Origin of the sequence: Vibrio sp. M260118 (genome assembly GCF_036533755.1) — a bacterium.
GTDB lineage: Bacteria > Pseudomonadota > Gammaproteobacteria > Enterobacterales > Vibrionaceae > Vibrio.
Genome location: NZ_JATABG010000001.1, coordinates 17,290 through 29,387 on the forward strand (window position 1 = coordinate 17,290; position 12,098 = coordinate 29,387).

Sequence of the window (12,098 nt, forward strand, 5' to 3'; positions counted from 1 at the left end):
GTTCTTTGTTGTTAAAGGTTGATAGCGTTAAAGAAATAAAAATGTTATTGCGTATATAATCGCCGTCCATAAGAGCTTACTAAAATAGCAATGTCGACAGAGTGTGAAACCAATAAATCACACCATTTAGCCCAGAAGGAAGCGTAATGAGTCAGGATAAAATCGATATCAAAGATGTGACTCCCAAGACCTTTAACCCCAAGACACACAAAACTAAAGGGGACAGGTTCAACCCAAACAACCGCATTTACGTACGTGAAAGCAAAGGTACCTTTCAGAAATTGCGCCGCTATGGTGGCTGGTTCCTGTTAGTCCTTTTCGCACTAATACCTTGGCTCCCTTATGGTGAGCGACAAGCTGTACTGCTCGATATCGGTAATCAGCAATTTAACTTCTTTGGTACCACACTCTACCCTCAAGACCTTACTCTGCTAGCACTGCTATTTATGATCGCAGCATTTGGCCTGTTTTTTATCACTACCTTTTTAGGTCGAGTCTGGTGTGGTTACTTGTGTCCACAAACCGTGTGGACCTTTATGTACATTTGGTTCGAAGAGAAACTCGAAGGCAGTGCCAACAAACGCCGTAAGCAAGACTCAGGAAAACTCACGGGTAACTTAGCGCTGCGCAAAGGTGTTAAGCACCTCGCATGGTGGGCAATAGCGCTGGCGACAGGTTTTACCTTTACCGGTTACTTTGTGCCAATCAAAGATCTAGTAGTCGGTTTCTTCACCTTAGATGCCGAGTTTTGGCCGATATTCTGGGTGCTGTTCTTTGCTATTTGTACCTACGCCAATGCTGGGTGGATGCGCTCGATTGTCTGTATCCATATGTGCCCTTACGCGCGCTTCCAATCCGCTATGTTTGATAAAGATACCTTTATCGTTGGCTACGATACCAAACGTGGCGAAGCTCGCGGGCCACGTTCACGCAAAGCCGATCCAAAAGCGTTAGACTTGGGTGATTGTATCGACTGTGACCTATGTGTTCAGGTCTGCCCTACCGGTATTGATATCCGCGATGGTCTTCAATACGAGTGTATTAACTGTGGCGCTTGTATCGATGCATGTAACCAAACCATGAGCCGTATGGGCTATGAGAAAGACTTAATCAGCTACACCACTGAACATCGCTTGTCCGGTAAGCACACCAAGGTTGCGCGCCCTAAGCTGCTTGGCTACGGGGCTGTGTTACTGGTGATGATTGGCCTGTTCTTTGTCCAAGTCGCCAGTGTTGAACCAGCAGGCTTAAGTGTTCTACGTGATAGAAATCAGCTATTTCGCGTGAATGGTTTAGGCGAAATAGAAAACACCTACACGCTGAAGATCATCAATAAAACTCAACAGGAACAAGAGTATAAGCTCACTGTTGAAGGTCTCAGCGACGTCTCTTGGTATGGCAAGCAAACTATCCAAGTGGAACCGGGCGAAGTACTGAGTCTACCGATGAGCTTAGGCGTCAATCCCGACAAACTCAGCTCTCCAGTTTCAACAATTCAGTTTATACTGTCCGATAGCGAAGACTTCACGATTGAAGTAGAGAGCCGCTTTATCAAGAAACTCTAAGCGCAATCTACTAACAAATATGGAAAGAGGCTCAGCAATGAGCCTCTTTTATTTTATGACACAGCAAGCCTTTAACTTTGATGCTTTGACACCTGACTTTATGTGGTATGCCCTCGAGAGCATTGGTATTCGGGCCGAGTCTGGATTTTTAGCTCTCAACAGCTACGAAAACCGCGTCTACCAGTTTACCGATGAAGAGCGCCAGCGCTATGTGGTCAAGTTTTATCGCCCGGAACGCTGGAGCCAAGAGCAGATCCAAGAAGAACACGACTTCACCCTCGAACTAATTGAGTCTGAGATTCCCGTTGCACCTCCTGTGATTCTCAATGGTCAAACGCTCCATCACTACCAGGGTTACCTTTTTGCTCTGTTTGAAAGTGTTGGTGGCCGGCAATTTGAAGTCGACAATCTAGAGCAGTTAGAAGGGGTTGGGCGCTTTTTAGGTCGAATCCACAAAGTAGGCGCAAAGCATACTTTCAAGCATCGCCCAACTATTGGGCTCGAAGAGTATGTCTATCAGCCACGCAAACTGCTGCAAGATTCTCAGTTCATTCCGATGCACTTAGAAAATGCGTTTTTCAATGACCTCGACTTGCTGATTAAGTGCTTAGCAAACCACTGGAATGATTCAACCAACACCATTCGCCTGCACGGTGACTGCCACCCTGGCAATATTCTATGGCGCGACGGCCCTATGTTTGTCGACCTTGATGATTCACGTAATGGTCCGGCGATACAAGACTTGTGGATGCTATTAAGTGGAGAACGCGCCGATAAGCTGATGCAGCTTGATATTATTTTGGAAGCGTATGAGGAGTTCAACGACTTCAACCCGAGTGAATTGAAACTAATCGAGCCACTTCGCGGTCTACGTATGGTGCACTACATGGCATGGTTAGCAAAACGGTGGCAAGATCCTGCTTTTCCTCTCGCTTTCCCTTGGTTTAATGATCCAAAATATTGGGAGAGTCAGGTACTTGCTTTTAAGGAGCAAATTTCTACACTAGATGAGCCACCTCTTTCGCTTATGCCGCAGTGGTAATAGAACCTAATTAATGGAGTATAATAATGAAAAAACTGTTCACACTTGTCGTTTCCTTACTACTTAGCTTGTCAGTTCATGCTGAACAGTTCAAGGAAGGTGAACATTACCAAGTTCTCGACCTTGAAGCCTCGAAAAAGCCAACCGTCACAGAATTCTTTTCGTTCTACTGCCCTCACTGCCACAGCTTTGAGCCATTGATTGCGAACCTAAAAACTAAGCTTCCAGAAGGGGTTAAACTACAAAAGAATCACGTTTCTTTTATGGGTGGAAACATGGGCATGTCGATGAGCAAAGCTTACGCGACTATGGTTTCTCTCAAGGTAGAAGACAAAATGTCTGCGGTGATGTTTAACCGTATTCACAACCTCAAGCAAGCGCCAAAGAATGACGAGCAGTTGCGTCAGATCTTTATCGATGAAGGTATTGATGCGAAAAAATATGACGCCGCTTTTAACGGCTTTGCGGTAGATTCAATGGTTCGTCGCTTTGACAAGAACTTCAAGCAAGCAGGGATTCAAGGTGTGCCAGCAGTTGTGGTCAATAATCGCTACTTGGTTCAAGCTCGTTCCGCTGAAGAGTTCTACGAGATTGTTAACTTCCTACTGAAAAAATAACGATTCAGATGGGAGTTCAACGCGCAAGTTGAGCTCCCTCTACTGTTTGTATATCTTTTCTAAAGCCCTATCCTTTTGTTGCCAAACATCACCTAGCCACTGCTGAAACTGACGTTTATATGGCTTATCGTTAAAGTAATCCCCTCGCACTTGCTCATCGACTGGTAATACTTGTGTGCGAACCACTATCTTGGTCATCCTGCCCATTAATACATCTTTAAACGGTTTATCCGTGTTATCAGGATAAGCCAAAGTAACATCAATGATGTTTTCAAATTGGTCCCCCATTGCCGCTAATGTGTAAGCAATACCACCGGTTTTGGGTTGCAAAAGATATTGATAGCCCGCTTTGGTCTTGCGCTGCTTATCCAGTGTAAAACGTGTGCCTTCGACGTAGTTCACAACTGTGGTCGGTGTGTGCTTGAACTTGGCACAAGAACGACGCGTCGTTGCTAAATCTTGACCACGCTTTTCTGGGTGACGAATCAAGTATTCGCGCGAGTATCGACGCATGAAAGGCATATCCAATGCCCAACAAGCCATACCAATGAATGGAACATAAAGCAGTTGCTGCTTAAGAAAAAACTTAGGCATAGGGATGCGATCTTTGAACACACAGCACAGTACAACAATGTCGGTCCAACTAAGGTGATTGCTGATCATTAAGTACCAGCCATCTTTTTTAAGCTCTTCACCACCTTGAACATCCCATTCCACGCGGTTAGAGACATTGAGAATGACAGCATTAATTGTCGCCCACAACCACATGATTTTATTCGCTAACTGGGTGGCGTACGCTTTAAGTACAGCTGTTGGCAAAACCAACTTAACAATGGCTACCACACAGATCGCAATTGAGCAAAGCGCGGAGTTGAAGATAACCAAACTAGCATTTAGAACAAGGAGTAAGTGAGCCAACATAAGATAAATAATTGTGATGTATTAAAAAATTAACAAACTTTCATTGATGAATAATAGAGCAGCGTGTGATTATACAAATCATTGGAAAGTTTGAAACTACTCTAACTATGGTCAGAGTAGTTCTATTACTCTTCAACCAGATCGAATCAGTGACTAGGTTGACACTATGGAGAATCCATAATGATAATAAGATCCACTCTTATTGCTTTCGCAATACTGAGTAGCACGCCCGCGATGGCGAAAATTTCTAGCTCAGGAGGCATTAGCGGAGAACTCTCTCTCAGTGCTGGTTTTACCGCTTCTGAATCTAACTTTAATACCGACAACAGCGCGACAATTACCGACAATACCCAAAAAGGCGAAAGCGACAGCAAATTTATACCTGTCCTTTTAGGTAATGTCGCTTACACGTTTGGTCAGGGTCTAGATAAGCAAATCTATATGGGTACCTCTCGCGAAGATATTGCGATTGGTACACTGGCATTAGAGCTAGGCTTTAAGCAGCAACTGGCCAATGGCACCGTTATCGATGCCTCTTTCCTGCCAACCATAATGTCAGGAGAGACTTGGGATGACCCATTTGAGGTAGGAAGCGCTCGTGGCGTGACCGATGAAGAGGGCAACGCCTACCGTCTCAGATTTGCCAACATCGGCAACTCTGGTTTTACCTTAGATACCGCCTACGCAGTCAAAGAGATAGACAACGAAAAATCCGGTCACCAAGCGTATTCTAGTTCTACTAGCGAGCGAGATTTGCTTAGACGCGATGCAACATCCATATACACCAAAGGTAGTTTCCGCTTCCCTATTAGCCGTGGAACCTTCCTTGCACCATCTGTTACCTATATAAAGAATGATGCAGATGGTGATGCGCTTTCCAATACATCTTGGAAAGGAGAGCTGTCGGTTTTCACAAGCTTTGACCGCCATCAACTTGTACTGACCGCTGGTTACACAGGTCGAAGCTACGACGCTTCACACCCAGTCTACGATGTTGTTCGAGACGATGATGAGTTGAGCCTATTTGCAGCATACGAGTACAAGGGGTTAATGGGATGGGATAACTGGTCACTTATCTCGTTCGCTGGCTATGGTCAAACTGACTCCAACATTGATTTCTACGATGAAAAGAGCATGATCTTCTCGGTCGGTGTTAACTGTCAGTTCTAAACTCACTCACCAGCATTATCACACAGCTTGGGCCGTCAACTGACGCAGAAGACGGTCCATAGCACGATAACCTAATGCTTCAGCTAAGTGACTACGCTCAATGCTACTCGAATTCTCGAGGTCAGCAATAGTGCGCGCGACTTTGATAATCCGGTGATAAGCACGAATCGATAGCCCTAGTCGGTGCAGTGCAGTCTCTAAAAATTGTGCATCTTGCTTATGCAATGGGCAGAAACGCTCAATCTCCCGGCTGCCTAACAGGGCATTGACCTTGCTTGAACGCACAAGCATCTTCTCTCTCGCTACCAACACTCGTTCACGCACCACTTGGGTCGACTCGCCTCTATCGCCACCTTCCGCGAGCGTGCCTTTAGGTAGAGCAGGAATCTCAAGCGACATATCGAACCTATCTAACAAAGGACCAGACAATCGACTTAAATAGCGCAATATGGTTTGCGGATTGGCGCGTGATTGGTTTCCTTCGTAATAACCTGTTGGGCTTGGGTTTAGCGCACCTACCAATTGAAATCGAGCAGGGAAACGTGTTTTCCCTTGAGCGCGCGAGATAATGATCTCACCAGATTCTAGTGGTTCCCGCAGCGAGTCGAGAACTTTACGCTCAAACTCGGGCATTTCATCGAGGAAGAGCAAACCATTGTGTGCCAAAGAGATTTCACCAGGTCGGGGGATTGAGCCTCCTCCAACCAAAGCTGCCATAGAGCTTGAATGGTGCGGCGCCCTAAACGGGCGCTGTTTCCAATTGTGAGCATTGATCTCCTGCTGAGTCAGAGAAGCCACCGATGCTGACTCTAGCGCCTCACTGTCAGACATCTCTGGCAGCAAATCACACAAACGTGATGCGAGCATGGTCTTGCCTGTTCCGGGAGGGCCAAGGAATAACAAGTTATGATTACCAGCGGCTGCGATCTCTAAAGCACGCTTTCCTTGTTGCTGGCCTATGATGTCTTGTAAGTCACGTTGATTGCTAGGCTTAATGTCAGCCTGCTCTGTTTGATGCAACGAGAGCTTTTGTTGACCACATAAGTCAGCACACACTTCAAGCAGGCTTTGCGCCGACTTGTGTCTATCAGCACCCACTAACGCAGCCTGATCGCCATTACTATGTGGCACCACCAAACTGCGCTTTGCCTGATTAGCCGCTAACGCAGCGGGAAGAACCCCTTTGACACTTCTAAGCTCCCCAGACAGGGCTAACTCACCAATAAACTCTTGATGGTTCAACTCATTAACCGGGATCTGCTCAGAAGCGGCTAATATCCCTAACGCAATTGGCAGATCAAACCGCCCACCCTCTTTGGGCAGATCAGCAGGTGCGAGGTTGACCGTTATTCGTTTGGCCGGGAATTCAAAGCGTGAGTTAATAATCGCGCTACGCACCCTATCGCGCGACTCTTTCACCGTCGTCTCAGGTAAGCCCACCAACATAAAACCAGGCATTCCATTACTGATATGCACTTCGACCGTGACTGATGGTGCTTCGACCCCAACACAAGCTCGGCTATGAATGATCGCTAAGCCCATTAAAAAATCATCCTTTTCTTACTCATTATTTATTCCCTTGATAGTTCATCGTTTTAGTTATCAAGGTTGTTATATAGCTTGAAGAGTTGATGAAAGAATGTGAAAAAAGAATGAGTTTTTGCTTGTCATTTAGCGGAAATGTATGTTACCACTAGAGACGCAAACATTTTCGTGCCCAAATAAGCACAGATAACTAAAGAAATAACAATGAACTTTAACGCCCGCATTAACGCACTGATTGCCCTGATTATCGTGGTCATTATTGACACCGCGCGGGGTAGAGTGGGCGAAAAATAACCACAGATTCAAAAAAACCCCCGCACTGAAAAGTCCGGGGGTTTTTTTACAATTAGTACGCTGAGAATTTGGCAGACATTTTATAAAGCTCGGAAAACAAGAGCTATAGGAAGAACGGGAGCGCACATGACGTGCAACACAACGCAATATCAACAAATGCTTAAAGGAGGCTCACAATGACAGGTGCCGAGTTAGTCGTTGCCGCCTTAAAGCAGCAAGGAATTAATACTGTATTTGGTTACCCGGGTGGTGCCATCATGCCAATCTACGATGCCCTCTATGATGGCGGCGTCGAACACATCCTATGTCGACACGAACAAGGTGCGGCAATGGCAGCGATTGGGATGGCTCGCTCGACTCAAAATGTGGCTGTGTGTATGGCAACATCTGGGCCAGGCGCAACCAACCTAGTGACGGGCTTAGCCGATGCCTTTATGGACTCTATCCCACTCGTCGCCATCACGGGACAGGTTGCCAGTTCTCATATCGGTACTGATGCCTTCCAGGAGATGGATGTCATCGGTATGTCACTATCATGTACGAAACACAGCTACCTAGTGACCGACATCAACGAGCTTGCACCTACACTTGCAGAAGCCTTTGAAGTAGCAAAAACAGGCCGCCCTGGCCCGGTTATTGTCGACATTGCAAAAGATGTTCAATTAGGCCAAGCGCCCGTTCACCTTCTTTCTCCTTTTTCACCACCAACAATGCCTGTAGCAAGCCAAGAAGCTGTGTCTAAAGCACAACAGCTACTATCTCAAAGCTCGCGCCCAGTGCTTTATGTTGGCGGTGGTGTGCAGCTTGGTCATGCCACTGACTCAGTACGTGAGTTCCTACGCTTAAACCCTATGCCTTCAGTGAGCACACTAAAAGGTTTAGGCACCATAGAACGTCATGACCCACACTATTTAGGCATGTTAGGTATGCACGGCACCAAAGCAGCTAACCTAGTTGTTCAAGAGTGTGACCTTCTGATTGCCGTTGGAGCTCGTTTCGATGACCGCGTGACTGGCAAGCTTGATACTTTCGCTCCAAATGCCAAAGTGATTCACATCGACATCGATGCTGCTGAAATCCACAAGCTGCGCCAAGCTAATGCTCCAGTTCGTGGTGAAATACCCGCCGTTCTTCCTCAACTAGAGCTGACTCAAGACATTACACCTTGGGTAAAACACAGTGAAAGCCTTCGTAGTGGGTTCAAGTGGCGCTACGATCACCCAGGTGAGCTTATCTACGCTCCGGGACTATTGAAGCAGCTATCTGACCTAATGCCAGACAGCTCAATTGTTTCCACCGACGTTGGCCAGCACCAAATGTGGGCAGCGCAGCACATTCAGCCTCGTGAGCCACAAAACTTCATCACATCGGCAGGTTTAGGCACCATGGGCTTTGGACTACCTGCGGCGATGGGTGCTGCAGTTGCCCGCCCTGATGACCAGTCTATCCTGATCACCGGTGATGGCTCATTCATGATGAACATTCAAGAACTTGGTACACTTAAACGTCGCCAGATTCCGGTAAAAGTGGTACTACTGAATAACCAACGTTTAGGTATGGTTCGTCAGTGGCAATCGCTGTTCTTTGATGGACGCCACAGTGAAACCATTCTCGATGACAACCCTGATTTCGTTATGCTAGCCAAAGCATTTGATATTCCTGGTAAAACCATCACTAATAAAGAAGAGGTTGAGCCAGCGCTGAAAGAAATGCTAGAAAGTAAAACGTCCTATCTACTTCACGTCCTTATCGACGAAGAAGAGAACGTATGGCCGCTGGTACCGCCAGGTGCGTCGAACAATGAAATGCTGGAGAACACCTAACATGGAAAGATACTTAATCGACATAAAGGCGGATGATAAGCCAGTACTGTTAGAACGTGTTCTTCGCGTAGTACGTCACCGTGGTTTTACCGTTAAACAGGTAGCGGGCACCCAGAACCACGAAAGCAAAGTCGCTAGCGTGGAGATCATTGTTGATAGTGACCGACCGATCTCATTTCTGACCAATCAAATAGAGAAGCTTTGGGACGTAAGAACTGTTGAAGTCACGCAAATTGCGAATGACCAACTCCCAAACAACAATTTACAGCAAAAAATTAGTGCATAAGGAAGGCAATAATGGCTACAAAAACAGCAGACTACATTTGGTTTAATGGTGAAATGGTTCCTTGGGCAGACGCCAACGTGCACGTGCTAACTCACGCCATGCACTACGGTACTTCAGTATTTGAAGGCGTGCGCTGCTACAACACACCAAAAGGCCCAATTGTCTTCCGCCATTTAGAGCACGCAAAACGCCTAAAAGATTCAGCGAAAATTTATCGTTTCCCAATTCCATATACGATTGAAGAGATCATGGAAGCAACTCGCGAAACCATCCGTCAGAACAAACTTGATAGTGCCTACATTCGTCCACTAGGTTTTGTTGGCAATGTTGGTTTAGGCGTGTGCCCACCAGCAGATACTGAAATGGATCTCATCATCGCAGCCTTCCCTTGGGGTTCTTACCTAGGCGAAGAAGCACTAGAAAAAGGTGTTGATGCAATGATCTCTAGCTGGAATCGCGCAGCGCCAAACACTATCCCTACTGCGGCGAAAGCCGGTGGTAACTACCTATCTTCACTACTAGTTGGTGGTGAAGCTCGTCGCCATGGTTACGATGAAGGTATCGCACTTAGCGTTGATGGCTACCTTTCTGAAGGTGCAGGTGAAAACATCTTCGTTATCAAAGATGGCGTGATTACTACGCCTCCAGCGACGAGCGCAATCCTTCCGGGTATCACTCGTGATTCAATTATGACTATTGCTCGTGATCGTGGTTATGAAGTGCGTGAAGCAAACATTGCCCGTGAAGCGCTCTACCTAGCCGACGAAGTCTTTATGACAGGTACTGCAGCAGAGGTCGTTCCTGTTGCTACTATCGATAAGATTGAAGTTGGTTGCGGTAAGCGTGACCCAATCACCAAAGAGCTCCAAGAAGCTTACTTCGGCCTTTTCAATGGCACCACCGAAGACAAATGGGGTTGGCTCGATTACGTTTACCCACAAGACGCAGACAAAGCTTAAAAAAAGCACCGGCAAATATAGGAAGTAACACAATGCCTAAATATAGATCAGCAACCACAACACACGGACGCAACATGGCCGGTGCGCGCGCTTTATGGCGTGCCACGGGCGTTAAAGATGAAGACTTCGGTAAACCGATTATCGCGGTAGTAAACTCATTTACTCAGTTTGTACCAGGCCACGTTCATCTTAAAGACATGGGCCAATTGGTTGCACGCGAAATCGAGAAAGCGGGCGGTATCGCCAAAGAGTTCAACACCATCGCGGTGGATGATGGTATCGCAATGGGTCACGGCGGCATGCTCTACTCACTGCCGTCACGTGAACTGATTGCCGACTCAGTAGAGTACATGGTTAACGCCCACTGTGCCGATGCCATGGTATGTATCTCCAACTGTGACAAAATCACTCCAGGGATGCTAATGGCGTCTATGCGCCTCAACATTCCGGTCATTTTTGTCTCTGGTGGCCCAATGGAAGCGGGTAAAACCAAACTTTCTGATCAAATCATCAAGCTCGACTTAGTTGATGCAATGATTCAAGGCGCAGACCCGAAAGTATCGGACGAGCAGAGTGAACAAATTGAACGCAGTGCATGCCCAACCTGTGGCTCATGTTCAGGTATGTTTACGGCAAACTCGATGAACTGCCTAACCGAAGCACTCGGTCTGTCTCAGCCGGGTAACGGCTCAATGCTAGCAACGCACGCAGATCGCGAAGCACTATTTATCAACGCAGGCAAACGCATCGTTGAACTGACGCGTCGCTACTACGAGCAAGATGATGAGTCTGCCCTACCGCGCAACATTGCCACTTTCGATGCATTCGAAAACGCAATGGCACTTGATATCGCAATGGGTGGTTCAACTAACACTATCTTACACTTACTCGCAGCAGCACAAGAAGGTGAAGTGGACTTCGATATGGAAGATATCGACCGTCTATCTCGCCAAGTACCTCACCTGTGTAAAGTTGCGCCATCAACGCAGAAATATCACATGGAAGACGTTCACCGCGCGGGTGGTGTTATGGCTATCCTAGGTGAATTGGATCGCGCAGGTCTTCTGCACAATGAGGCTCGCACGGTACTTGGTCTGTCAATGAAAGAGCAGCTCGCGAAGTACGACATCATTCAAACTGAAGACGAAGAGGTACTTAAATTCTTCCGTGCAGGCCCTGCAGGTATCCGTACCACTAAAGCTTTCTCACAAGATTGTCGCTGGGATCGCCTTGATGATGACCGTGTCGATGGCTGTATCCGCGCTAAAGACAACGCCTTTAGTCAAGAGGGTGGCCTAGCAGTACTATCGGGTAACATTGCGCTTGATGGCTGTATCGTTAAGACCGCGGGTGTTGATGAAAGCATCCTTAAGTTCACTGGCCCTGCTGTAGTCTTTGAAAGCCAAGAAGATGCGGTTGAAGGTATCTTAGGTGGCCAAGTTAAAGCGGGTGATGTGGTTATTATCCGTTACGAAGGCCCTAAAGGTGGTCCGGGTATGCAAGAGATGCTTTACCCAACCACTTACCTTAAGTCGATGGGGCTAGGCAAAGAGTGTGCGCTACTAACTGATGGACGTTTCTCTGGTGGTACTTCTGGCCTTTCCATTGGTCACGCTTCACCAGAAGCAGCAAACGGCGGCGCAATTGGTCTGGTTCAACAAGGCGATATTATCGCGATTGATATTCCAAACCGTTCAATTTCTCTAGAAGTTTCTGAACAAGAACTTGCTGAGCGCCGTGCAAAACAAGACGAGTTGGGCTGGAAGCCCGTTGACCGTCAACGTGAAGTTTCATTTGCACTAAAAGCTTACGCAAGTATGGCGACCAGTGCTGACAAAGGTGCAGTACGAGACAAATCTAAGCTAGAGGGCTAGCT

At 46.9% G+C, this 12,098-nt stretch carries 10 protein-coding genes; 8 read left to right on the plus strand and 2 right to left on the minus strand.

The window, feature by feature from the left end; all coding sequences use genetic code 11:
* The first annotated feature begins 146 nt into the window (after positions 1-146).
* Genes ccoG through QTO00_RS00120 form a run of 3 tightly spaced genes read left to right on the plus strand, consistent with a single transcriptional unit; the run spans position 147 to position 3,224 of the window.
* Positions 147-1,565: a cytochrome c oxidase accessory protein CcoG gene (gene ccoG / locus QTO00_RS00110; RefSeq protein ID WP_331422187.1), complete on the plus strand. Its 1,419-nt coding sequence runs from the start codon at positions 147-149 to the stop codon at positions 1,563-1,565.
* A gap of 55 nt (positions 1,566-1,620) precedes the next feature.
* Positions 1,621-2,607 (plus strand): serine/threonine protein kinase, encoded by a 987-nt coding sequence (locus QTO00_RS00115; protein ID WP_331422217.1) that lies wholly within the window; start codon positions 1,621-1,623, stop codon positions 2,605-2,607.
* A gap of 26 nt (positions 2,608-2,633) precedes the next feature.
* The gene (locus QTO00_RS00120; RefSeq protein WP_331422188.1) at positions 2,634-3,224 is read left to right on the plus strand and encodes a thiol:disulfide interchange protein DsbA/DsbL; all 591 of its coding nucleotides are present in this window, start codon (positions 2,634-2,636) and stop codon (positions 3,222-3,224) included.
* A 39-nt stretch (positions 3,225-3,263) separates the two neighbouring features.
* Here the strand turns inward: QTO00_RS00120 and QTO00_RS00125 are convergent, their stop codons facing one another.
* Positions 3,264-4,145 carry an acyltransferase gene (locus QTO00_RS00125; protein ID WP_331422190.1) on the minus strand — a complete coding sequence of 294 codons (882 nt, stop codon included), beginning with the start codon at positions 4,143-4,145 and terminating at the stop codon, positions 3,264-3,266.
* A 180-nt stretch (positions 4,146-4,325) separates the two neighbouring features.
* Between QTO00_RS00125 and QTO00_RS00130 the strand changes: the two genes are divergently transcribed.
* A complete protein-coding gene (locus tag QTO00_RS00130; protein ID WP_331422191.1) occupies positions 4,326-5,315 on the plus strand; it encodes a DUF2860 domain-containing protein in 990 nt (329 codons plus the stop codon).
* An 18-nt stretch (positions 5,316-5,333) separates the two neighbouring features.
* On the opposite strand, the gene QTO00_RS00135 is transcribed toward QTO00_RS00130, so the two are convergent.
* Positions 5,334-6,857, minus strand: coding sequence for a YifB family Mg chelatase-like AAA ATPase (locus tag QTO00_RS00135; protein WP_331422192.1), 1,524 nt, complete (start codon positions 6,855-6,857; stop codon positions 5,334-5,336).
* Between the two features lie 473 nt (positions 6,858-7,330).
* Between QTO00_RS00135 and ilvG the strand changes: the two genes are divergently transcribed.
* Genes ilvG through ilvD form a run of 4 tightly spaced genes read left to right on the plus strand, consistent with a single transcriptional unit; the run spans position 7,331 to position 12,096 of the window.
* On the plus strand, positions 7,331-8,977 hold the full coding sequence (gene ilvG, locus QTO00_RS00140; RefSeq protein ID WP_331422193.1) for an acetolactate synthase 2 catalytic subunit: 1,647 nt from the start codon (positions 7,331-7,333) through the stop codon (positions 8,975-8,977).
* A gap of 1 nt (position 8,978) precedes the next feature.
* Positions 8,979-9,263, plus strand: coding sequence for an acetolactate synthase 2 small subunit (gene ilvM, locus QTO00_RS00145; RefSeq protein ID WP_038208689.1), 285 nt, complete (start codon positions 8,979-8,981; stop codon positions 9,261-9,263).
* 11 nt (positions 9,264-9,274) lie between these two features.
* Positions 9,275-10,222: a branched-chain-amino-acid transaminase gene (ilvE, locus tag QTO00_RS00150; RefSeq protein WP_331422194.1), complete on the plus strand. Its 948-nt coding sequence runs from the start codon at positions 9,275-9,277 to the stop codon at positions 10,220-10,222.
* A gap of 32 nt (positions 10,223-10,254) precedes the next feature.
* Positions 10,255-12,096 (plus strand): dihydroxy-acid dehydratase, encoded by a 1,842-nt coding sequence (gene ilvD / locus QTO00_RS00155; RefSeq protein WP_331422196.1) that lies wholly within the window; start codon positions 10,255-10,257, stop codon positions 12,094-12,096.
* The last annotated feature ends 2 nt before the right edge of the window (positions 12,097-12,098 follow it).

What these genes read in the sequence shown, in the direction of transcription:
- ccoG (WP_331422187.1), top strand. Translation starts at nt 147, where the DNA reads ATGAGTCAGGATAAAATCGATATCAAAGATGTGACTCCCAAGACCTTT.
- QTO00_RS00115 (WP_331422217.1), top strand. Translation starts at nt 1,621, where the DNA reads ATGACACAGCAAGCCTTTAACTTTGATGCTTTGACACCTGACTTTATG.
- QTO00_RS00120 (WP_331422188.1), top strand. Translation starts at nt 2,634, where the DNA reads ATGAAAAAACTGTTCACACTTGTCGTTTCCTTACTACTTAGCTTGTCA.
- QTO00_RS00125 (WP_331422190.1), bottom strand. Translation starts at nt 4,145, where the DNA reads ATGTTGGCTCACTTACTCCTTGTTCTAAATGCTAGTTTGGTTATCTTC.
- QTO00_RS00130 (WP_331422191.1), top strand. Translation starts at nt 4,326, where the DNA reads ATGATAATAAGATCCACTCTTATTGCTTTCGCAATACTGAGTAGCACG.
- QTO00_RS00135 (WP_331422192.1), bottom strand. Translation starts at nt 6,857, where the DNA reads ATGGGCTTAGCGATCATTCATAGCCGAGCTTGTGTTGGGGTCGAAGCA.
- ilvG (WP_331422193.1), top strand. Translation starts at nt 7,331, where the DNA reads ATGACAGGTGCCGAGTTAGTCGTTGCCGCCTTAAAGCAGCAAGGAATT.
- ilvM (WP_038208689.1), top strand. Translation starts at nt 8,979, where the DNA reads ATGGAAAGATACTTAATCGACATAAAGGCGGATGATAAGCCAGTACTG.
- ilvE (WP_331422194.1), top strand. Translation starts at nt 9,275, where the DNA reads ATGGCTACAAAAACAGCAGACTACATTTGGTTTAATGGTGAAATGGTT.
- ilvD (WP_331422196.1), top strand. Translation starts at nt 10,255, where the DNA reads ATGCCTAAATATAGATCAGCAACCACAACACACGGACGCAACATGGCC.